20 protein-coding genes and 1 tRNA gene are annotated in these 21,903 nt (G+C 69.7%); 5 read left to right on the forward strand and 16 right to left on the reverse strand.

Annotated features, from left to right (window positions below; translation table 11 throughout):
- Positions 1-128: 128 nt before the first annotated feature.
- The 8 genes from D9V36_RS18605 to D9V36_RS18640 form a co-directional block, all read right to left on the reverse strand.
- Positions 129-659: an SMI1/KNR4 family protein gene (locus tag D9V36_RS18605; RefSeq protein ID WP_129294784.1), complete on the reverse strand. Its 531-nt coding sequence runs from the start codon at positions 657-659 to the stop codon at positions 129-131.
- A 6-nt stretch (positions 660-665) separates the two neighbouring features.
- On the reverse strand, positions 666-1,973 hold the full coding sequence (locus D9V36_RS18610) for a DNA/RNA non-specific endonuclease (RefSeq protein WP_129294785.1): 1,308 nt from the start codon (positions 1,971-1,973) through the stop codon (positions 666-668).
- The gene (locus D9V36_RS18615; protein WP_129294786.1) at positions 1,973-2,290 is read right to left on the reverse strand and encodes a WXG100 family type VII secretion target; all 318 of its coding nucleotides are present in this window, start codon (positions 2,288-2,290) and stop codon (positions 1,973-1,975) included. The genes D9V36_RS18610 and D9V36_RS18615 overlap by 1 nt, the downstream gene beginning before the upstream one ends.
- A gap of 275 nt (positions 2,291-2,565) precedes the next feature.
- Positions 2,566-4,281, reverse strand: coding sequence for a relaxase/mobilization nuclease domain-containing protein (locus D9V36_RS18620; RefSeq protein ID WP_129294787.1), 1,716 nt, complete (start codon positions 4,279-4,281; stop codon positions 2,566-2,568).
- On the reverse strand, positions 4,278-4,838 hold the full coding sequence (locus D9V36_RS18625; RefSeq protein ID WP_129294788.1) for a MobC family plasmid mobilization relaxosome protein: 561 nt from the start codon (positions 4,836-4,838) through the stop codon (positions 4,278-4,280). The genes D9V36_RS18620 and D9V36_RS18625 overlap by 4 nt, the downstream gene beginning before the upstream one ends.
- A gap of 345 nt (positions 4,839-5,183) precedes the next feature.
- Positions 5,184-6,038 carry a DUF2637 domain-containing protein gene (locus D9V36_RS18630; protein ID WP_414505539.1) on the reverse strand — a complete coding sequence of 285 codons (855 nt, stop codon included), beginning with the start codon at positions 6,036-6,038 and terminating at the stop codon, positions 5,184-5,186.
- Positions 6,039-6,426: 388 nt separating this feature from the next.
- Positions 6,427-7,716: a DUF3631 domain-containing protein gene (locus D9V36_RS18635; protein WP_129294789.1), complete on the reverse strand. Its 1,290-nt coding sequence runs from the start codon at positions 7,714-7,716 to the stop codon at positions 6,427-6,429.
- A 225-nt stretch (positions 7,717-7,941) separates the two neighbouring features.
- On the reverse strand, positions 7,942-8,136 hold the full coding sequence (locus D9V36_RS18640) for a hypothetical protein (protein WP_129298510.1): 195 nt from the start codon (positions 8,134-8,136) through the stop codon (positions 7,942-7,944).
- A gap of 131 nt (positions 8,137-8,267) precedes the next feature.
- Here D9V36_RS18640 and D9V36_RS18645 point away from each other — a divergent pair, with 131 nt between their 5' ends.
- Together D9V36_RS18645 and D9V36_RS18650 are read left to right on the forward strand one after the other, a co-directional pair.
- A complete protein-coding gene (locus tag D9V36_RS18645) occupies positions 8,268-8,963 on the forward strand; it encodes a helix-turn-helix domain-containing protein (RefSeq protein WP_129294790.1) in 696 nt (231 codons plus the stop codon).
- The gene (locus D9V36_RS18650; RefSeq protein ID WP_206739692.1) at positions 8,960-10,528 is read left to right on the forward strand and encodes a tyrosine-type recombinase/integrase; all 1,569 of its coding nucleotides are present in this window, start codon (positions 8,960-8,962) and stop codon (positions 10,526-10,528) included. Before D9V36_RS18645 ends, D9V36_RS18650 begins: the two co-directional genes overlap by 4 nt.
- A 149-nt stretch (positions 10,529-10,677) precedes the next feature.
- Here the strand turns inward: D9V36_RS18650 and D9V36_RS18655 are convergent.
- A tRNA-Thr gene (locus D9V36_RS18655) sits at positions 10,678-10,751 on the reverse strand.
- A 178-nt stretch (positions 10,752-10,929) separates the two neighbouring features.
- Between D9V36_RS18655 and D9V36_RS18660 the strand changes: the two genes are divergently transcribed.
- From D9V36_RS18660 to D9V36_RS18670, 3 genes are all read left to right on the forward strand, one after another.
- On the forward strand, positions 10,930-12,066 hold the full coding sequence (locus D9V36_RS18660; protein WP_129294791.1) for an ABC transporter ATP-binding protein: 1,137 nt from the start codon (positions 10,930-10,932) through the stop codon (positions 12,064-12,066).
- A gap of 320 nt (positions 12,067-12,386) precedes the next feature.
- A complete protein-coding gene (locus D9V36_RS18665; RefSeq protein WP_129294792.1) occupies positions 12,387-12,803 on the forward strand; it encodes a hypothetical protein in 417 nt (138 codons plus the stop codon).
- Between the two features lie 30 nt (positions 12,804-12,833).
- Positions 12,834-13,562: a nucleotidyltransferase family protein gene (locus tag D9V36_RS18670; RefSeq protein WP_129294793.1), complete on the forward strand. Its 729-nt coding sequence runs from the start codon at positions 12,834-12,836 to the stop codon at positions 13,560-13,562.
- A 296-nt stretch (positions 13,563-13,858) separates the two neighbouring features.
- Here the strand turns inward: D9V36_RS18670 and D9V36_RS18675 are convergent, their stop codons facing one another.
- The 7 genes from D9V36_RS18675 to D9V36_RS18705 form a co-directional block, all read right to left on the reverse strand.
- Entirely contained in the window at positions 13,859-15,511 is a 1,653-nt protein-coding gene (locus D9V36_RS18675; protein ID WP_164992978.1) for a DoxX family protein, read from the reverse strand.
- 270 nt (positions 15,512-15,781) lie between these two features.
- Positions 15,782-16,738 carry a 23S rRNA (guanosine(2251)-2'-O)-methyltransferase RlmB gene (rlmB, locus tag D9V36_RS18680; protein WP_129294794.1) on the reverse strand — a complete coding sequence of 319 codons (957 nt, stop codon included), beginning with the start codon at positions 16,736-16,738 and terminating at the stop codon, positions 15,782-15,784.
- Between the two features lie 128 nt (positions 16,739-16,866).
- Positions 16,867-18,261, reverse strand: coding sequence for a cysteine--tRNA ligase (gene cysS / locus D9V36_RS18685; RefSeq protein ID WP_129294795.1), 1,395 nt, complete (start codon positions 18,259-18,261; stop codon positions 16,867-16,869).
- A gap of 136 nt (positions 18,262-18,397) precedes the next feature.
- Complete coding sequence (locus D9V36_RS18690; RefSeq protein ID WP_088799319.1) at positions 18,398-18,802, reverse strand: PPOX class F420-dependent oxidoreductase; 405 nt, start codon at positions 18,800-18,802, stop codon at positions 18,398-18,400.
- Positions 18,803-18,966: 164 nt separating this feature from the next.
- The gene (gene ispF / locus D9V36_RS18695) at positions 18,967-19,518 is read right to left on the reverse strand and encodes a 2-C-methyl-D-erythritol 2,4-cyclodiphosphate synthase (protein WP_129294796.1); all 552 of its coding nucleotides are present in this window, start codon (positions 19,516-19,518) and stop codon (positions 18,967-18,969) included.
- Positions 19,505-20,251: a 2-C-methyl-D-erythritol 4-phosphate cytidylyltransferase gene (gene ispD, locus D9V36_RS18700; RefSeq protein ID WP_129294797.1), complete on the reverse strand. Its 747-nt coding sequence runs from the start codon at positions 20,249-20,251 to the stop codon at positions 19,505-19,507. The genes ispF and ispD overlap by 14 nt, the downstream gene beginning before the upstream one ends.
- A gap of 431 nt (positions 20,252-20,682) precedes the next feature.
- Entirely contained in the window at positions 20,683-21,165 is a 483-nt protein-coding gene (locus D9V36_RS18705) for a CarD family transcriptional regulator (RefSeq protein ID WP_003953493.1), read from the reverse strand.
- Between the last annotated feature and the right edge of the window lie 738 nt (positions 21,166-21,903).

Consider the following 21,903-nt stretch of genomic DNA (forward strand, 5'->3'; position numbering starts at 1 on the left):
GACAGCCTTCGCTGCGAGGCCCGCGGTGCTTGACCGCGAAGCGGTTACGCTCGTCGCAGGTTGCGGCGAAGACCACGACGCCTCCGATCCGGGCACGTGCCCGGATCGGAGGCGCGTTGCTGCACCCGCTAGATCCACGGGTTGCGCTCGTAGCCCGGTTCCTCATCGGGGAAGTCGTCCGGGAAGACCTCGCTCACGATGTCACCCCGGAGGATCCGCAGCAGATAGCTCTCCACCGGACCTTCGTACAGGTCGTACTCCCTGCCACGGCCGATGACGGTGAGGACGGCCCACTGCTCGGGGTCCTCGTGCGGGATCAGGAAGCACATGTCCGCGTTGTCCGTGCCGCCCCAGCAGATCAGCTGCGAGGGTTTCACACCCCGCTCTGCCAGCAGTTCCCGGATCGTGTCCCGCGTCACCTCCATGGTGTGCCGCGCCGTGACCGTGTTCGCCACCAGGTCGGCGTACTCGTTCTCGGCACCTGCCCGATACACACGCAGAAAGTCATCGAACTTCGCGCCGCCAAATGCTTCGAGAAACGATTTGAACGCAGGCGGAAAGGCTGTGCTCAGGGCCTCCTCAGCGGCCTTCCAGTCATTGATGACCGGTCCCGCTTCACCAGTTGCGCGAAACGATGCCAAGAGTTCGAGATCAGTCATGGCCGCCTACTTGTTGATGATGGTCTGGTCGATGTGCAGGCCAGGACCAATGGCCCTGACGTGCACGCCCGCAGGAATTATGTCGCCTGGATTTCGGTAGGCAGGTGCCGCTGAATACTCCACGCTCCCGCGCTGCTTCACGGTTTCATAGATTTGCTCTTCGAGCTTTTCCATCACCTCGTTGTTCGCCGTCTTGTGCATGATCACGATGTTGGCCTCAGAGCGGCCGTCTCCCCCGAGTGATCGGGCCAGGAGGTGTCCACGCGTGTGACCAGCCGGTTCGCCTCCCCAGCCCGGGGGCTGCATCCGCCGGGATGCCTTGGTGCCGGTGTCGAGCATGTCTTGCGTGATCCTCGTTTCGACGCCGGTGGCTCGGCCCATGCTGTCCAGCGGCTTGGCATACGGCGGAATTGGCTTTTGAGGTGCCCGGCCTCCCCCTCCACCGCGCTCAGCGCTGCGCATCAGCGGCTGGCCGGTCGGACCGACAGGCCCCTCGCCGGCCATCGCAAAGCGCGGGCCCCCCAAGTTGGGCAGCGATATCTCGAAGTCGCGCAGCGGGTTCTTGAAGTTGCCCAAGCCATCCAGCTTCATCTTGCCGAAGGCGTTCTTGAAGCCACCGGCGTCGCCGACAGCCTTCGCCGCGCGGCCTGCGCCGCCCAGGGCGCCCCCCAGCAAGACCCCGCTGACTCCGGCGTCCTTGATCTCAGCCAGGTTGATGCCTTTCTGGTCGCCGAGGAGGTTGCGGCCGCCCTGGGCGACGACCACGTCGACGGTGATGGCTTCGATGCCGCCGATGGCGGCGGTGGCGAGGACCGTTCCGGCGATCTCGGTGACGGTGGCGGAGACGGCGATGCCCGCCGTACTGGCTGCGGCGACGATCGCCTCGCTGGCACCGGCCGCCGCGGCTCCGCTGATGCCGCCTGTGAAGACGGCCAGCGCGGCTCCCGCGACCAGGACCGCGCCGGCGATCTCCAGCTCGTGCTCGATCTTCTTTTTGGCCTCGGCTACCTGGTCAGCGTATTTGTCGAGGGCCTTGGCCATGTCGCGGGCGGCGGTGGCCACGTCGTCGAGGTAGCCCTTGCCGCCGCCGTGGTACTTGCGCCAGAACTCCCCGAACGCCTCGATCGACTTGCCCTTGTTGTTATCGATGACGTCCTGGGCCTTCTTGTGGCAGGCGGCCGTACAGTCCTCGACGTCGTCCGCATACGTACGCCAAGCGCGGGCGGCCTCCCGGAGTTCGTCCTCGTCACCCTCCGGCCACCACATGCCGGTCAGGTCCTGGACGACCTCCTTGGCCTTGTCGGCAGCGCCCATCACTTACCACCCTCAAAGCCGGACTTGGCCGAGTGGTCAGCGTCTTCGTGGTTGGCGGCCATGTCGTTCATGGCCTTGGTGATGCTGGACAGGCCCTTGGCCAGGGCCCCGGCTGCCTTCGCGATCTGCGCCCGATGCGGGGCGTAGACGTGCTCGAACTTCTTGCCCTGCTCGTCACCACCCCAGGGCTCCCCCAGCCCGTCGAGCGCATGGCGAAGCTTGGCCGTCGCCCGTTCCAGGGCAACAGACTCCCGGTGGAACGTTGGAGCGGCGGACTTGAGTTGGTCGGTGTCTACGTCGAAGCCGTCGCCAGCCATGCTGTGCCTCCCCCTTGGCCGTGTACTCGTAACTCGTCGCGAGCCGCCAACGATGCGTCGGCTCACAGATAGCGACCCTCGCATACGGCACTGACAACCGCCCTGGTGGGAGCGCATTTCAGCCACGGCACGACGCTGCCCGGCCAGTGGGCCCAGGGCAAGACCACAGCCCCTACCGCCTCGATCCCAGCAGGGAGCGATTCGCCTAGCGCACGTCCAACCGCTCGCTGCACGACCGCAGCTCCACTGCGGTCGTGCAGCGGCGTGTTGGGCAGCTAGCGACGCGGGCGGCGCTGCTTCACGGCTGGTGCTGTAGTTGCGGCCTTTGGCTGGGCGAAGTCAGGCCCGATGGGCGAGTGCGGGGCTGCGGTGGTGGTGCGGAGGCGGGCTGCTACGGCGCGACGGTTGGGGATGGGGTTGCGTCCGGTGTGCTGGATGCGGGTGATCAGGACTCGGGCGGGTTGGCGAGCGGTGGCCAGTTCGCGCTGGGCGGCTGCTTCCTTGAGGAGTTGGTGGGGTTTGTGGCCGCGGGCTTCGGCGTCGGCGAGGACGGTGGCGAGGGCCGGCCAGCCGGTGTCGGTGAGGATCCGCGCGGCGTGGTCGGGGATGGCGGCTCGTACGTCGCTGGCCAGGGTGCGGCGGGTCTCCTCCTTCGGCTGGCGTTGCACGAGGTCTGTGAGTTCCGGGGTGAGAGCGCGGTCGGCGGCGGTCCGAAGGTGCTGGAGGGCTTGGCGGGCGGCATCGGCTTGGTGTGCGTGGCCCTTGGCCTCATGCCAGCGTCCCGCGACGATTGCGGCCCAGACGAGCGCTGCGACCAGGGCAGCGAGGGCGCTGCCCTCGGGGCCGGTGGCGGTGTGGGCGATGTCGCGGGCCGCGTTACGCAGAGTATGGGCAGCTCGGTCTTCTGCCCGGATCTGGGAGCGCTGGGCCCGTGCGAACGCCTTCGAGGCGGCGTGGAGTTCAGCGCGCAGGTCGGTGGGCGCTGTCTGGGCGGTGGCTTCGATCAGTTCGCCGAGGGCGGTGATGTGCGCCTGGGCTCGTGCGTCGTCGGCGAGGTCGGTGTGGAGACTGTCGAGGGCGTCAGTTGCTCGGTGCCAGGGGGTGCTGGGCTGGGCGCGGCGGGCGGTGGGGTGCTCTTCGGGCTGGCTGGATTCGAGGCGGGCCTTGATCTTGGGAAGGGAGAGGTCGGGGGCGATCTTTCCGCCGGGGTGGAAGATCTGTTCGTCGTCCTTGTTGAGGTCGCCGGGGCGGCCGACGGCGTAGCCGAGGAGGTCGCCGGATGGTCCCCGCTTGGCCTTGACTTGGATGCCCTCGGCTTCGAGGTAGGCGAGGAGTTCCTCGGCGCTTGTGGCGTGGGGGATAGCGGCGCGGATGCGGTCCTGGAGCCAGTCCTTGCTGGTCTGCTCCCAGCCGAGGCGCTGGGCTTTGTGCATTTCGGCTTGGGTGGGACGTCGGGTGCCGGTGCGGTCGCCCTTCTTCAGGCGGCGCAGACCGTAGTCCTTCTCGATCTCGCGGCATGCGTCGCCGACGCGGATGCCGCTGTCGTGGAGTTTGGGGCGGCGGCCGTCTTCGCGGACGGTGGTGGCGAGGATGTGGATGTGGTCGTCTGCGTGGCGTACGGCGATCCAGCGGCAGGCCAGGTCATCACCGGCAGGGGCGATGCCGGCCGCGGCGACGATGCGCTGGGCGATCTCGCTCCATTCGGCATCGGAGAGGTAGCGGTCTTCGGGTGCGGCGCGGACGGGGCAGTGCCAGACGTGGTCGGTGACGGGCTTGCCGAACTCGCTGTTGCGCAGGCGGACGGGCTCGTCGAGGTGGCGGGCGAGTTCGGTGAGGGTGGCCGTCTCGTCGCGGCCGGGGTCGGGCATGCCGAGCATCGCGAAGCCGGCCACGATGTGCGGGTCGAAGTGTTCGTCGTGGGTTCCTCGGCCGTAGAGGTAGGCCAGCAGGCCACGGGTGTTGGCGCCGGGCGCCTTGATGGCGGCGATCATGCGGCAAGGTCCTCCCCCGGGTCGGCAGGCTGGCGCAGAGCCTCGGCGATCAGTTCCAGCAGGAGGTGGAGTTCGTCGAGGCGCTCACGGATGTCGGGCGGGGTGAGGTCGCTGTTGAGGGCGCGGGCGATCTGGTTGACGTTGACGCCGATGCGGTTGAGCTGACGCAGGACCTGGGCACGGAACATCTGCGTGCGGCGGCGATCCTCGGACAGGGGCAGGTTGGCAGTGAACCGGCCCGCGATGAAGGCCAGGACGACATCGGCGGCGAAGCCGGACTCGCCCTTGTAGCCGTGCTCGGCAGCAGCCTCCTGAAGGCCGGCGTGCTCGACGTCGGTAAACCGCAGCGGGCCGACACGGACGGTGCGCTTGTTGCCCCCGAAGCGACGGATCGTGGGCTGGGCACTCTTCACGACGGGCTCGCCGATGACAGTCTCGGCGGCAGGGGCGAGGCGAAGGATCTCGCGCTGGACGGCGTAGAGCGTGTCCAGGGCGGGGCCGGCCTCAGCCCCGCCCTCCTGGCCCGGCGTCCCCTGGCGCTGGGCCTTCTCCGCCACCCCTGGGGCGGAGATCCCCGAAGGCCGGCCTTGAGTCGGACTCGGGGTACTACTGGCTCCGCCAGGGGCCGTCCTTCCGAATGCCCGCCGCAAAAGGCCCATCACTCCAGGGGACTTCGTCAGGGGCTGTGGCTCGTCGAGGGTGTCCTCGGCCTGGTGTGGGTCATGCGTCATCAGTGGTTCTCCGGAAGGGACGAGCGAGGGCAGGCGGGCTGACGGCGAAGGTTGGGCGGAGTCCAGGCGGTCACCGACCCGCCCACAGGTGTGGTTGACCAGGCGGTGGGGGGGCGGTGACCGGCTGGCGGGGTGACCGGAAGGGTTCCGGTCACCCCGTGGGGCGAGCGGTCAGTCCCTATCGGGACCGGTGCCGGAAGCGGCTTCGAGCTCGCGTCGAAGGACCTCCATCACCTCGGTCAGCCGTTCCCCGCTGACCGTCAGTCCCTTGGCCCGTATGGCCTTTTGGACAATGGCGCGGGTGGCTTTGCCCTGCTCGGCAGCGGCGATACGACCGATCTCCACGAGTTCCTCGACCGGGGCGCCAGCTGGGCGGCCCCCGCGTGGTTTGCTGTCCGGTTCGCGGAGCTGAGGTTCCGGCGACCGGGCGGAACTGTCGGTCGGTGGCTCAGTGGCGCGGACAGCAGCATCGTTCGCTGACTCCGGTCCCTCATCCAACGCCGACTCCATTCGGCCGACCGGCTGGTCAACAAGCTGGTGGATCTGCCGCATCAGGACACCGAAGGCCAGCAGCGCGGCGGTCGGGGGTACGGCAGCGACCACATAGTCGAGCAGGGGCTTCGCTCCGGGCCCGCCGGCCCCGCTGACCCCGGCTACGTTCAGCGCGATGGAACCGATCGATCCGGTGGCCGTGAGGGCGATGGCCCACCCATCGGTGAGCCGCCGCAGGCCCGCGCGGAGCATCAGCAACTCCCCCGCGACGATGAACGCATCCAACGTCGCGGGCCAGGCCCATTGGCGTACGGGGGAACTCTTGAGCCCGTGCTGCCCAGCGACCTCGGCAAGGTGCGCGTAGGAGAGCCAGAACCCACCGGCAGTCAGGGCGACGATGACGGTTCCCGCCGCGACGAGCGCATACGTCTCGGCGGTCTGTTTGGTCATCACCAACTGCCCTCCTGAGCGCGGCGTGCGGCACGCACCGGTCTCCTGATCGGTGCGGTCGGCGGGTGGTGCGAGGGTGGTCAAGCGGGGTTCTCCTGTGGTGGTGGCGTGGTCCGTCTTGGCCGTCTTGGCCGTTGAAACCGCAGGTCAGAGCAGGTACGGCACAGGTGCTGGCGTTCCGTCTCGGCGGCGGTGCCGACGTATTGCGGCACCGCCGCCCTCGGCGTGAACGTGGGGGTGGCAGTGGACGGGGCGGATCCGTCTTCCGTCTTGGTCCAAGCCCTTGTGACCTGCGGCGATACGGCGGGGACGCCTAGGACGGCACAAGACGGAGGTGGGAGACGTCCTGGCGGTCAGCGCGCCGTTGGTGATCGCGTTGCCGTCTTGAGCCCGGCTGCCGTCTTGCCTTCACCGCGTTTGACCTGCGGGATCACGGCAGGGACGGCAAGGACGGCAACCGGAGGGGTGGGGCTCAGCCCGAGCTGGGCGCGGGACCGGCGTCGACCGGGTGCACGGTGGGGCAGTAGCGCCGCCACGCGTCGAGGAACTTGTTGCGCATGTAGCCCTTGAGCTGCATTCCGTCGGCCATGCGGACGTTGCCGGACCTGATGCCGAACTCGCGCAGCATCGCGCTCAGGTCACGGGCACCCAGCCCGTTCCGTCCCCACTCGGCCCACGGGCTCTCCGCGTCTTGGCGCAATTGGTAGAGGAGATCCGCGGTGGAGAGGCTGTCGACCTCGCGCTGGGCGACGAAGACCCGGCGGATGTCGGCGAGGATCCTCGCTCCGCTGGGGTGTTCCTCCTCGGCGGCCGCTTCGGCAGCGACCATCTGCGCACACGCCGCCCGCGCGAGACGTGGCCAAGGTCCGGCGGCGAGGTCCGCGACGATCACCAGGGGCTCCCAGGTGTCGGCGGCACGGTCCTCGACCGGCATGACCGGCTCCAGGTCAGCGGCCTCATCCAGCAACGGTCGGGCCCATGCAGCGATCCGGTCGCGCAGGTGGTGCAGGGCCGGAGTGTCGCGACGGGACCGGAACGGGCGGACGGTCTCGCCCTCGGCCCGGCGGCGCATGCGGACGACTACCGAACGGTCCATGATCGTGTCCGGCAGGTCGCCGATCCCCGCAAGAGCCGCCATGGCGAACGTTTCGAACTTGCGGGGCGTGTGGTCGTTGCCCACCACCCGCGTGACGTAGCGGTTGCGCTGGTGACCGGCGTTGAGCAGGCCACGCATCTCCTCGTTCTTCTCCGCCATCTTCGGCGTGCCGAAGATCGTGTCCGCCTCGTCCACCAGGAGTGTGGGCGGCTCCTCCGTGATCGAGCGGAAGACCGCCGCCGGGGTGGTGTTGATGGTGAGCATTGGCTCGTGCACCGTCTCGGTCAGCACGTCCAGCAGCCGTGACTTGCCGCAGCGCTTCGCCGGTCCGACCACCGCCAGGCGCGGAGCGTGCTGCCACGCGGGCTGGAGGTGGGTGGCCGCAACCCACAGCGTGACGGCGTCCAGCGCCTGCTGGGTGGGCGGAATCACGAATCGGGCTATCTGCGCACGCAGTTCGTCCAGCAGCGCAGAGCCCTCGGTCGGCGCCGGATCCGGGACCGCCTCCTCCTCAGCAGGGTCAACGGCCTGCGCACGGGCCGACGCTGCGTCCTCGGTCGCCGGGGCGACCTCGGGCGTGGAGTGGTCGGGCCGGCCGGGCACTGCAACTGGAGGCCACACCGCTTTGCCGGCTGCGGAATAGGGCTCAGGTGCCGTAGGTTGCACAGGGCAGCTCCTTACCGATGACGTCGGGCATGCAGGCCCAGGTCACCCAGGTCGTTCGTGGAATGCGGGCAGTGGAGTGTGCTGAGCCTCCGGCGTTGGCCCGCCGGAGGCTTCCTCGCTTCCTTGGCCGGGGCGAGGGAACACGGACAGTACGTCCACACCTGTCCACAGTCCAGCGTTTCTGTGTCAGCTCAGCGCAGACACGCCTGCTACAGGCACGCCCGATCACGCGGCAAGGCCCAGCAGCTCCAACAGATCAGCCGTCACGACCCGGTACGCCTTACCCAGCCGCAACACCCTGCACGGGTACTGCCCCTGCTTCGCCAGCGCGTACCCCTTGCTCCGCCCCAAGCCCAGAGCCCGGTTACCCGTGTCCAGGTCAACAGCCGCAGGCAGTGCCAACAGCTCCTCCCGGCTCATCCCGAACGACTTGCCAGTGATCTCGTCCTCACGCACGCGGCGCTTCCTCCATGAGTGAGCCCTCGGCGAACGCGACGATCACGTCCGTCTCCAGGCATGAGAACCACTGTGACCAGAGTTAATGTGTCTTCATGACACAACTCCGTTCGGACCATGGATACGAGAAGGAAAACGAGGACGACTTCCTTGAGTGGGAGGACCACGTCATGGCCACCGTGGCCAGCGAGGTCCGCAGACGACGGAAGGAGCTGCGGTGGAGCGCACAGGACCTGGCCGACAAGTGCGAGGAGATCGGCTACCTCATCCCCCGCAACGTCATCGCCAACATGGAGTCCGGCCGCCGCGCCGCCCTGCCCTTGGTCGAGATCATGGTCCTCGCGAAGGCTCTGCTCGTATCCCCGATCAGCCTGATCTACCCCGTCGGCTACGTCACCGAAGTCCGCCAGCTCCCCTTCGAGGACCCCCAATCGACCTGGGACGCCCTGCAGTGGTTCGTCGGCGACTCCCCTGCCGATGACGCCACCGATTACATGCTCGATCACTTCCAAGCCCACGACCTCGAACTCCGCTCGGCCCTGGCCGCCGTGGAGAGCGAGGACTACGAACGCTGGAAGGTGAAGACCGCCGCCAACCGCGTCCAACGGGAAGCAGCCGAGCGCGCCCTGGCCCGATACGCCGAGCAGGCGACCCAGGCCAAGTACGAACTGCGCCGGCACCGCGACGCCATCCGCGAAGGCGGCGGCACCCCACCCCATCTGCCCTCCCCACTCGCCGACGTCGACCCACCTGAACCCGACACCGTCACCACCGAGGAGAACGATCTTTGAAGGGCTCCACCCACCGCCGCTGCTACTGCCGCGACCCCAAGAGCGGCAAACCGCTCGGCAAGAACTGCCCCAAGCTCACCAGCCGCAAGCACGGCTCGTACTCCATACGCCAGGAACTCCCGCCCCGCGAGGACGGCACCCGCCGCTCCTTCAGCCGCGCCGGCTACGAGTCCCTCAAGGCCGCACAGGCCGATCTCGACCACATACGCGCCCTCCTCGGGCTCTCCGACGCCGACGACCCCGAGGGCCTGGCCCAGATCGCCGAGCTGCTGGAGAAGGTGGCCGACGAGAAGGCGTCCCTGCCGAACGTCGAAGAGACCCGGCGGCGCCTCAGCCACGGCCTGGACCTGACCAGCCGCCTCACTGTCGGCGACTGGCTGGACATGTGGCTGGCGGGCAAGAAGGGGCGACCGAGTGCCATCAGTCGCGATGAGGGCAACATCCGTCTCCACCTCAAGCCGCGGATCGGGCACCTCCGCCTTGACCGTCTTCGCGTCAGCCACCTGTCGGAGATGTTCGAGGCCATCGCCGAGGCCAACGTCGACATCACCGAGGGAAATGCCACCCGCCGCAGGGCGATTGAGGACCTTGCCGAGATTCCCTGGAAGGGTCGCGTCCACCGCGCCCGCCGCCAGGTGTTGAAGGCTGCCATCGCCGAGATGGATCCCTTCCGCCGCATCGTCACTCCGGCCACGCGTCAGCGCATCCGCTCCACGCTGCGGGCCGCGTTGAACGCTGCGATCGCCCAGCAACTGATCACCTTCAACCCGGCCGCCCACGTCGAGTTGGAGGCTGGCAAGCGCCCCAAGGCGCTGGTGTGGACAGAAGAGCGCATCCTTCACTGGAAGCGCACCGGCGAGAAGCCCTCGCCCGTGATGGTCTGGACGCCGGAGCACACCGGCGTCTTCCTCGACCACGTCGCGGAGGACCGCCTCTACGCGCTGTGGCACCTGATCGTCTTCCGTGGACTGCGGCGAGGCGAAGCGTGCGGGCAGAGGTGGACCGACACGCACCTCGACGACGGCCGCATCACCGTCGCCAAGCAACTCGTCGTGAGCGGCTGGGAGGTGTACGAGGACGATCCCAAGACCGACGCGGGCGCTCGGACGATCGCGCTCGACTCAGACACGGTCCGGGCCCTCAAGCGGCACCGCATCCAGCAGGACATGGACCGCGAGGAGTGGGGCAGCGCCTGGGCGGAGACCGGACGCGTCTTCACCAAGGAGAACGGCGAGATGCTCCACCCCGCCAACGTCACCCGCCGCTTCATCGAGCTGTGCGAGGAGATCGACCTCCCGCCGATCCGGCTCCACGACCTGCGCCATGGGGCGGCGACCCTCGCCCACGCGGCCGGGGCCGACTTGAAGGACATCCAGGAGATGCTCGGCCACTCCTCGATCGCGATCACGGCGGACACCTACACGAGCTTGCTGCCGGAGACCGACCGGGCAATCGCCGAGGCCGCCGCCCGCCTCGTCCCCCGCGCACGTCCGACGAAGCCGACCACCGCGAACGAGGGCTACACCGAACCGGACGAACCCCCGGAGCCGAACCCGATGCTGTGACAAACGGTGCCGGAGAATCCGCGGCTGAGCGCGGCCCTGGCGCCCCGTCCGCTCACGCACCGCGCACGCAAACGGCCCCGGACGAGGAGTCCGAGGCCGAATAGAACGCCTCTCTCGGGAGAAACCCCAGGTCAGCGCGGCATACTCAGAGCCCCCTGTCGGATTCGAACCGACGACCTTCGCTTTACAAGAGCGGTGCTCTGGCCAGCTGAGCTAAGGAGGCGTGCGTGAAGCAGTGTACCCAGGTGGGGCGGATGCCGGTTCCCGAATTGGTGAGTGCGGGGCTACTGACACCGGGGGCGGCTGCGGGTAGCGTCACGGAGAGTCCATATCGGTGGACTACACCACTCCTTTTACTCGGATCGTCCGGCACGTTCCTGCCGGTGAAGGGACTTCTCGCCATGGCTACGGTCACGTATGACCAGGCAACCCGTATCTACCCGGGTTCCGACAAGCCCGCCGTCGACAAACTGGACATCGCCATCGAAGACGGCGAATTTCTCGTCCTGGTCGGCCCCTCCGGATGCGGCAAGTCCACCTCGCTGCGGATGCTCGCGGGGCTGGAGGACGTCGACGGAGGCGCCATCCGCATCGGGGACCGCGATGTCACCCACCTTCCGCCGAAGGACCGGGACATCGCCATGGTGTTCCAGAACTACGCGCTCTACCCGCACATGACGGTCGCCGACAACATGGGCTTCGCGCTCAAGATCGCCGGGGTGCCGAAGGCCGAGATCCGGCAGAAGGTCGAGGACGCGGCCAAGATCCTGGACCTCACCGAGTACCTGGGGCGCAAGCCCAAGGCGCTGTCCGGCGGTCAGCGGCAGCGGGTCGCGATGGGACGGGCAATCGTCCGGGAGCCGCAGGTCTTCCTCATGGACGAGCCGCTGTCCAACCTGGACGCCAAGCTCCGCGTCCAGACCCGTACGCAGATCGCGGGGCTGCAGCGCCGGCTCGGGATCACGACGGTGTACGTCACCCACGACCAGGTCGAGGCCATGACCATGGGCGACCGGGTGGCCGTGCTCAAGGACGGTCTGCTGCAGCAGATCGATTCGCCGCGGAACATGTACGACCGGCCGGTGAATCTCTTCGTGGCGGGGTTCATCGGGTCGCCGGCCATGAACCTGGTCGAGGTGCCGATCACGGACGGCGGTGTGAAGTTCGGCAACAGCGTCGTCCCCGTCAGCCGTGAGGCGCTGACCGCGGCCGCCGACAAGGGCGACACGACGGTGACCGTAGGCGTGCGCCCCGAGCACTTCGAGATCGTCGAGCAGAACGGCGCCGCCGCGAAGTCGCTGTCCAAGGAGGCCACGAACGCACCGGCCGGTCTGGCCGTCACGGTCAATGTCGTCGAAGAGCTCGGCGCCGACGGCTATGTGTACGGCACCGCGGAGGTCGGCGGCGAGACCAAGGACCTCGTCGTACGGGTCAACGGCCGCCAGGTCCCGGACAAGGGCAGCCGGCTGCATGTCGTACCGCGGCCGGGCGAGACGCATGTCTTCTCCACGTCGTCCGGGGAACGCCTCGCCGATTGATACGGGGCCCGGCCGGTAACGGGATGAGTGACGTGTGAAAGCGGCGGCGGTAGCGGTAGCGGGTAGTACGCAGTACCCGCTATTCGCCGCCGCCGCGTTGTGCACCCGCGGCATCGCGGCCCGGCGGCATGACGTCATCACGGCACGGCGTCATCGCAGCATGTCGCCATCACGGCATGACACCATCACGGCACCATAAGGACATAACCGCGCTTTTCGTACCCGTGCGTCAACATCGAAACCGCACCGACGAGCCATTACATCCCTCGATAAGGTGACCAAATGTCGCCAAATCATCACTCCTCGCTACCATCTCGACCGTGAACTCCGCAGCCCGCCGCATCGGCAGAACTCTCGCCCTCGTCCTCCCCGTCGTTCTCGTGCTCTCCGGAACCCTCGCGGTCACCCGCGTCCCGTGGGCATCGACGGCCACCGACTCCCAGGTGCTGACCGCATCGTCCGGAAAGGTCTCCACCAAGGCCGGCCCGCTCGCTCCGCAGGAGGCCCTGCGCAAGCGGCTCCTGGTCGAGCTCCAGGAGAAGGATCCGGGCGTCGCCCTGACCCATCTCCAGGAGGCGACCACCAAGCGGCCCTCGCTGGCCAAGCACTGCGTCTCCATCGCCCGTGACCTCGGCCGTGCCGCGGTCGCCAAGTACGGTGCCGCACACCGCGCCCAGGCCTTCTCCCGCCCGGTCTGCGACACCTCCTTCGCCACCGGCGTCGCCGCCGCCCAGTGACCCCACCTCGCACCGCATAGGGTGCGAACCATGACAGGTGCCCAGCATCCTCACCCCACGCAGGCCGTGGTCCTGGCCGGCGGCCAGGGCTCACGTCTCCGCCCGTACACCGACGACCGCCCCAAGCCGATGGTCGAGATTCCCGGCACCGGGACCCCGATCATCGGCCACCAGCTGAACTGGCTGGCCGAGGAAGGCGTCACGGACGCCGTCGTCTCCTGCGGGCATCTGGCCGGGGTGCTCCAGGAATGGCTGGACCGGGCCCAACTGCCGTTGCGCGTCACGACCGTTGTCGAAGCCGAGCCGCTGGGCCGCGGCGGCGCCCTGAAGTACGCGGCCGGCTCCCTCCCCCGCCCGGACGAGCCCTGGTACGCCACCAACGGCGACATCTGGACCCGCTTCCCGCTCCGGGAGATGGCCGCCTTCCATCACGAGCGCGATGCCGAGGCCACCCTCGCGCTGGCCCGCCCCCGTATCCCCTGGGGTGCCGTGGAGACCGACGCGTTCGGACACGTCCTGGACTTCATCGAGTCGCCGCCCTCTCCGTACCTCATCAACGCCGGCGTCTACGTCTTCTCCGCCGCGTTCACGGAGCTCCTGCCCGACCGCGGCGACCACGAGCGCACCACCTTCCCGCGCCTCGCCCGCGAACGCCGGCTCGCCGGCTTCCCGCTTCCTCAGGGCTCCTACTGGCGTGCCATCGATACCGCCAAAGACCTCACCGAGGCCGCCAAGGAACTGGGCGCGCACGGAGGTTGAGGGATTGAGGGGAAGTGGAGGGGAAGTGGAGGGGAGAGGCCCGGGCGCCCCCTAAGGCCCTCTGAAGCCCCCTGAGGCCTCCTGGAGGCCCACCTCAGCCCGCGCAGGGCCCCCAGGCACGTTCCCTCCCCGCCGCTCGCCGCCCGCCACGCTCTCCGCACCCGCCCCACACACCTGTCCCCGACCGCCCCCTCCCCGTCACGGCCGGTGAATCCGAACCGTACGGAAAGCGGAGCGATCGGGGACAGGTACGTGCGCGACAGGCGGGCAATCGGCGCCGGCCGCCGGAACCCCGGTCAGCCCAGAAGCCCGCCGAGGCTCCCTCCCCCGGAGTCGCCACCGGAGCCGCTGGAGCCGGTGCTGCCGGTGCCGGTGGTGCCGCCGCCGGTGCCGCCCGCCGAGGTCGGCACATGGGTCGGTACCGAGTCGCGGGACGGCGCGGTCTGCTGGGGTGCGCTGGTGGTCGCTCCCGGCTGTTGGGAGACACCGCTGCTGCTGCCCGCCGACCGTCCCGAGCCGGACGTCGACGCGGACGGGGTGCCGGGCTTACGAGCCTTGTGCGAGGCGTTTGCCGAGGGGGTGCCGGGGCGCGGGGCGGCGCTGCCCTTGTGGCGCTGACCGGGCCGGGCGGTGTGCTTGCCGGGGCGAGGCAGCGGGGAGCCGGGGAGGTTGTTGATGGCGGGCTCGCCGGGCCGCGGGACGGTCGCGACCGTCGTGGAGCGTACGGCGCCGCCGAGCAGCGATCCGATCAGCAGGGTCAGTCCGGCCACCACGGCGGTCATCACGGCGCCGCGGCGCAGCACCCGGCGCCGCAGGTCGGCGACCTCGACGCGGGGGCCGAGACGCCGCCAGGCCTCGCCTGCCAGCCGCCCGTCCATGGAGTAGACAGGCGCACCCGCGATGATCAGCGGGCTCCAGGCGGCGAGGTAGATGATGTCGGGGGCGTCGTAGGCGGGGAGGCTGCGCCAGCTGACGGTCATCAGCAGCACCGCGGAGAGCAGCGCGCCGATGGACGCGGCGACCCGCTGCCACAGTCCGCAGATGGTCAGGACGCCGACGACGACCTGGAGGAAGGCGACGGTCAGACCGGCGCCGACGGGGTGCGAGACGGCGAAGTCGCGGAGCGGCACGGCCAGCGCCCAGGGGTCGAGCGACTGCAGCCACTTGACCATCGAGCCCCGCTCACCGCCGTCGAAGTAGACGGGGTCGCAGAGCTTGCCCATGCCGGCGTAGACGGAGATCAGGCCGAGGAAGATGCGCAGCGGCAGCAGGACGACGCCGAGGTTCATCCGGCGGCCCGGGTAGTACGCGTGCCGCACGCTGTCGGTGCCGCGCCGCTTGGCGCCGGGGTCGTAGCCGTCCGGTGCCTGGAACCGGTCGTCGTCGTACCCGTCGTCGTAACCGTCGTCGGTGTGGCCGCGGTCGCCGTAGGAGCTGCGGTCGGGGTGGCCCTGGTAGCTGTCGCCGTACGCGCTGCCCACGGGGCGTACGCCGCGCAGCAGCGGGGTGCGGTCGGAGTCGGCGGGGCCGCGCTGGCCGATCACGGTCGTGGCGGGGGCGCCGTCGCCGAGGCGGACCCGGGGCAGGACCTGGGTCGTGCCGACGTCCTCGCCCTGGCCGCCGTCGAGGCCGACGCCCGCGTCGCGCACCGCGTGCAGGAGTTGGGTGGTGGCGCCGGCCGTGCCGCCCGGTTCGGTGCGGCCGCTCCACACCACGGGCGTCCGGCGTCTGGCGCCGGCGGCCGGGCCGCGGAGGGTGGGGATGCGCGCGGCGTCGGCCAGGGCGCCGCGCGCCGCGGGCGCGGCGAGCTGTACGCGGAAGCTGGCGTGGTTGACGATGACCTGCGCGGGGTCGCACGGCACCTTGACCGAGCTCAGGCCCGGCTCGTCATCGAAGCCTGGCGAGCGTCCCCCCGTAGGCGTGCGGGGTGTTCTGGTGTCCACGCTCATCTAACCGAGTGACCCCCGGTTAAGACACTGCCTTGACCGGGTCGATCTGTCCGAGACCCGTCAAAGGGTGACGGGAGCCGGGAGAGACGCCTCGCGGGAGACGGCACGGACTCCCTAGGGGATACGCGGCAGACGCCCTACGGGAAACGGGGCAGACGTCCTACCGGATACGGGGCAGACGTCCTAGGGGACACAGCGAGGACGCACAGAGGGTCAGGCCGTGCCCCGGGGTGTGGCACAGGTACGCACCGGCCCCGGGGCACCGGGGACTCAGCCGCGGCGGCGCGCCGCTTCCCACAGGACGACACCGGCCGCGACACCGGCGTTCAGCGACTCCGCGCCGCCCGGCATCGGGATCCGCACCCGGACGTCACAGGTCTCGCCGACCAGCCGCGACAGGCCCTTGCCCTCGCTGCCGACGACGATGACGACGGGGCCGTCCAGCGCCGCGACGTCCTGGAGCTCCAGCTCGCCGTCCGCGGCCAGCCCGACGACCGTCAGACCGGCCTTCTGGTACGACTCCAGGGTCCGGGTCAGGTTGGTGGCGCGCGCGACCGGCGTACGGGCCGCGGTGCCCGCCGAGGTCTTCCACGCGCCGGCCGTCATCCCGGCCGCCCGGCGCTCCGGCACGACCACGCCGTGGCCGCCGAAGGCACACACGGAGCGGACGACCGCGCCGAGGTTGCGCGGGTCGGTGACGCCGTCGAGCGCGACGATCAGCGGGTCGTCACCCTCGTCGAAGGCGGCCGCGGCCAGGTCCTCGGGGTGGGCGTAGTCGTACGGCGGGACCTGGAGGACCAGGCCCTGGTGGTTGAGGCCGTTGGTCATCCGGTCCAGCTCGGGGCGCGGCGCCTCCATCAGGTTGATGTCGCCGCGCTCCGAAGCGAGCTGGAGTGCGGCGCGCACCCGCTCGTCGGTGTCGATGAACTGCTGGACGTAGAGGGTGGTCGCGGGCACGCCGTCGCGCAGCGCCTCGAAGACCGGGTTACGGCCGACGACCAGCTCGGCGGTGCCCTTGGCACCACCGCGGCGCGGGGCCGGGCGGCGCGATGCGGCCTGCTTCGCCTGGGCGTTGGCGACGCGGTTCTTGACGTGTCCCTTGCGCGCGGAGGCGGGCGGGGTCGGGCCCTTGCCCTCCAGGCCCCGGCGCCGCTTACCGCCGCTGCCGACCTGCGCGCCCTTCTTGTTGGACGTGCGGCGGTTCCTGCGCTGGCTGTTGCCGGCCATGGGTCACCTGTTTCTTCACTGCTCTCGACGTCTCGCGACGTGGAGTGGGTACGTACGTATGGATTGAGTGTCGCCCGCGGCCACCGTGCGAGGCGAATCCGGGTGGCCGGCGGGGCGCGGGACCGGGGTCAGGACAGCGACCAGCGCGGGCCCGAGGGGGTGTCCTCGATGGCGAGTCCGGACTGCTGGAGCTGGTCGCGGATGGCGTCGGCGGTGGCGTAGTCCTTGCGGGAGCGGGCGGCCTGGCGCTGTTCGAGGACGAGGCGGACCAGGGAGTCCACGACGCCGTGGAGATCGTCTCCGCGGTCGGTGCCGCCGCCGGACCAGCGCTCGTCGAGCGGGTCCAGACCGAGCACCCCGAGCATCGCCCGCAGCTCGGCCAGCCGGGCCACCGCGGCTTCCTTGTCGTCCGCGGTCAGTGCGGAATTGCCCTGGCGGACGGTGGTGTGCACGATCGCCAGCGCCTGCGGGACGCCCAGGTCGTCGTCCATCGCCTCGGCGAAGGCCGGCGGGACCTCGGCCGCGGGCTCGACGGCCCCGGCCTTCTCGACGACGCGCTGGATGAACCCTTCGATACGGGCGAACGCCGCCTCCGCCTCACGCAGCGCGTCCTCGCTGTACTCGATCATCGAGCGGTAGTGCGGGGTGCCCAGGTAGTAGCGCAGCACGATCGGGCGCCAGCGCTTGACCATCTCCGAGACCAGCAGGGAGTTGCCCAGCGACTTGGACATCTTCTCGCCGCTCATGGTCACCCACGCGTTGTGGGTCCAGTACGCGGCGAAGTCGTCGCCGAAGGCCTTGGCCTGGGCGATCTCGTTCTCGTGGTGCGGGAAGATCAGGTCGATGCCGCCGCCGTGGATGTCGAACGCGGTCCCCAGGTACTTGTGGGCCATCGCCGAGCACTCCAGGTGCCAGCCGGGCCGGCCGCGGCCCCACGGGGTCTCCCAGCTGGGCTCGCCCTCCTTCGCCGCCTTCCACATGGCGAAGTCGCGCGGGTCCCGCTTGCCGGTCTCCCCCTCGCCGGACGGCTGCAGGAGGTTGTCCAACTCCTGGTTGGACAGCCGGAGATAGTCCGGGAAGGACCTGACGTCGAAGTAGACGTTGCCGTCGGCGGCGTAGGCGTGACCGCGCTCGATCAGGCCGCGCATCATCTCGATCATCTCGGGGATGTGGCCGGTGGCACGCGGCTCGTAGGTCGGGCGCAGGCAGCCGAGAGCGTCGTACGCCGTGTTGAAGGCGACCTCGTTCTCATAGCCCACGGACCACCACGGGCGGCCCTGTTCGGCCGACTTCTTGATGATCTTGTCGTCGATGTCCGTGACATTGCGCACGAACGTCACGTCGTAGCCGCGGTGCTCGAACCAGCGGCGCATGATGTCGAAGTTCAGTCCCGACCTGATGTGCCCGATGTGCGGGGCGGCCTGCACGGTCGCACCACACAGGTAGATCGAGACACAGCCCGGCGTGAGCGGGGAGAAGTCGCGAATCTGCCGGGCGCTGGTGTCGTACAGGCGAATCGTCACGCAACCAGGGTAGTCGGAACGAGGCAGTGCCCCGCGACCCATTGGGCCACGCGTGACGTATCCGTCATCGGCGTCCGATTCGCCGGATGTGTCGCCGCCTCCGCGCGGACGGCGGGCCCGTCGGACGGCGGATCCGTCAGATGCTGCCGACCACCTTGCGCGGGGTGATCCGGACGACCACCCGCTCGGCGTCCTTGCCCGCCTCCGGGTTGAACTCGGCGTACGGCTTGCCGGTGTACTTGCGCGACAGCTCGTCGATCAGCTCCTGCCCGCCCTCGGTGGTGAGGGAGGCGGCGCCGCGGACCTCGGCGTAGGTGTACGGGGCGTCGAAGGGCTGGACGACGACCGTGACCCGCGGGTCACGGCGGAGGTTGGCCTCCTTGCGCCGGCCGACGGTCGTCGAGATCAGCAGGTCGCCGCCGTCCCGCTTCACCCAGACCGGGGAGACCTGGGGGCTGCCGTCGGGCTGGATGGTCGCCACGGTCACGAAGACCGGAGTGTCGAGGAGCTGCTTGAGGTCGTCGGACAGGGTGGCAGTCACGAGCGGTCCTTCCTGCGGGCCTTCCGGGGACACGGATACTCCGATCCTCCCCCCAACACCCGTGCGGCGCCCGGCATTCCCACGCCATACGGGGGATGCCGGGCCTCCGCACACAGGCTCCGCACACGGGCGCCGCTCACCGAAGGACGGACGCGCCCGCCGGATCAGGCCGTACGGAAGACGATCGCCGTGGCAATCGCGGCCAGGCCCTCGGCGCGGCCGGTCAGCCCCAGCCCGTCCGAGGTCGTGCCGGAGACCGCGACCGGCGCGCCGACGGCCGCCGACAGCGCCTTCTGGGCCTCGTCCCGCCGCTTGCCGACCTTCGGGCGGACACCGATGACCTGCACCGCGACATTGCCGATGGTGAAGCCCTCGGCCCGGACGATCCGCGCGGCCTCGGCGAGCAGCGTCACCCCGGAGGCGCCGGACCACTCGGGGCGGCCGGTGCCGAAGTGCGCCCCCAGGTCACCGACGCCGGCCGCCGAGAACAGCGCGTCACAGGCGGCGTGTGCGGCCACGTCGCCGTCGCTGTGCCCGGCGAGCCCGTAGCCGTCGCTCTCCTTCTCGTCCCAGAGCAGCCCGGCGCACCACAGCTCACGGCCCTGCTCGAAGGCGTGCACATCCGTGCCGATGCCGACGAGGGGGACGGCGACGGCCGCGCCGCCGGCCGGGGCGGCCCCCGCGGACTCGGTTCCGGTCTGCTCAGACATAGCCATCGGTAGCCCTCCTGCGGGCGAGTACGGCCTCGGCCAGGACCAGGTCCAGCGGCCGGGTCACCTTGAACGCTTCCTCGTGCCCCGGGACGACCACGACCGGCGACCCGAGCCGTTCGACCAGCCCGGCGTCATCGGTGGCACCCTCGCCCTCGACGACCGTGTCATGGGCCTTGCGCAGGGTCGCCAGGTCGAAGCCCTGCGGCGTCTGCACGGCGCGCAGCAGGGCCCGCTCCGGAGTGCCGACCACCGGCTCCGGGGTGCCCTGCGGCTGCGGGTCGACCTGCTTGACGGTGTCGGCGAGCGGCAGCGCAGGCACGACGGCGGGCGCACCGTCGCGTACGGCGGCGATCACCGCGTCGACGGTCTCGACGGGGACCAGCGGGCGCGCGGCGTCATGCACCAGCACGACATCGATGGTGTCCGGGAGCGCGGCCAGCCCGAGCTGTACGGACTCCTGGCGGGTCTGACCGCCTGGGACCACCTGGAGGTCGGTGCGCTCGGCGAGCGGGTGCTCGTGGAGGAGGTGGCTGACCTCGGCGGCGCCGTCGGGCGGGGCGACCACCACGATGAGCGAGACGGCACGTGAGGCGGCCATCGCACGGACGGCGTGCACCAGCATGGGGGTGCCGCCCAGCGCGCGCAGCGCCTTGGGGGTACCGGGACCGAGCCGGACACCACGGCCGGCGGCGGGGATCACCGCGGCGGTGCGGATCGGACGGGAGGAATCTGGCATCGACGGCTCCGGAGTCCGGGGCGAGCCCGGAATTGACGCAGACAGGTTTGTTTCCTCGGGAGAGGTGGGTATGGCCCTGGGGGTAGCCCCGGCCGGAGGCTGGGGACGTGCCGGGCGCGACGCCTTGACCGGCCCCTTCCGTGACACCGGTCGAGGCAACTGCCCGGGCCCGGCACACACCACAGGGTCCGGTCGTTGCCGGTCCCCGCAGGTCACAACCTCATAAGTCAAGGTCGCTCAAGGTCGCACAGCTCATGACCGCTTCATGAGGTTCATGACAACAGCTCGTGACCGACACAGCAGCTCGTGACACAGCAGCAGATATGCCGCAGCGCCCGGCAACAGGCCGCTTCACTGGGAAGCGGTCGTCACTCGGGCACCGCGGCATTGCTACGTCGTCGCTGCGCTGGATCTCGCCGGCGCAGACGTCGTCAGGACGCGAGTACCTCGTCGAGCAGGGCCTCGGCCTTGTCCTCGTTGGTGTTCTCCGCGAGGGCGAGCTCGCTCACCAGAATCTGGCGCGCCTTCGCGAGCATCCTCTTCTCACCGGCGGACAGTCCGCGCTCCCGCTCACGCCGCCACAGGTCACGCACGACTTCGGCGACCTTGATGACGTCACCGGAGGCGAGCTTCTCGAGGTTTGCCTTGTAGCGACGGGACCAGTTCGTCGGCTCTTCGGCATACGGTGCGCGAAGCACCTCGAAGACCCGGTCCAGCCCGTCCTGGCCAACCACGTCGCGTACGCCGACGAACTCCGCATTGTCCGCTGGAACACGAACAGTCAAGTCGCCCTGGGCGACCTTCAGCACCAAGTAGGTCTTGTCCACGCCTTTGATCTGGCGAGTTTCGATGGCCTCGATCAGCGCGGCCCCGTGATGGGGATAGACCACGGTGTCGCCAACCTTGAACGTCATGTGACAGGTACCCCTTCCGTGGCTATCCATGCTAACACGGGAACGGGCCGTTCTGAATGGCGTTTTCGCAGGTCAGGGCATATCTCGGGGCTTGACAACCATGACCGGAACGTGCTGCGGAGGGCCCCGGGAGGCGGGTATTCGCAGGTCGGAGGGGCTGCACGGGTGAGCGGAAACGCGCCCGTCACATACCCGGAGCATGGTGATCGACAGGCGGAATGTCCCGCTTTGCGGGGATCCAGATGAGCGAGTTCCGCTACTCCGTTCGGCTGCCCCGGGCCCTTCGAGGGCGATTCCTGAATTGATCACGATCCGGCACCCCGAAGAGCGTGATCAATTCCGCGAGGCCTTCACATTCCCTGCGAATACTGCTTTTCCCCGGCGAGAAACGCGCGGGTCTCCACCCGAACGGCCGCTTGCCGAATATTTCTTCCCCGTTCCGGAGGGTCGATCTCGGTTCTTGAGAACGATCTCGGGGGGGGATCTCGGTGGGTGAACATGGTTGGTGAGCGCGGCCGGTGAGCGTAGGTGATCGCGGTCGGTGATCTTGAGCGGCCGGGCGTGTTGCCCGCGGGTCCTCCCGGCCGGCGCTCGGGGGATCTTGAACCGCTGTTCTTGATTCGCCGTCAGCTTTGTGTGCGGGCTTCCGCTTCGGGGGCCGGGCAACCGGGCCCGGGCGGCGCTGGCGGGCCGCCGATCGCGCTGGGGGCGGGTCGGGTGCGGCGGCGCGAGGACGGC

It is taken from the genome of Streptomyces lydicus, assembly GCF_004125265.1.
GTDB lineage: Bacteria > Actinomycetota > Actinomycetes > Streptomycetales > Streptomycetaceae > Streptomyces > Streptomyces lydicus_C.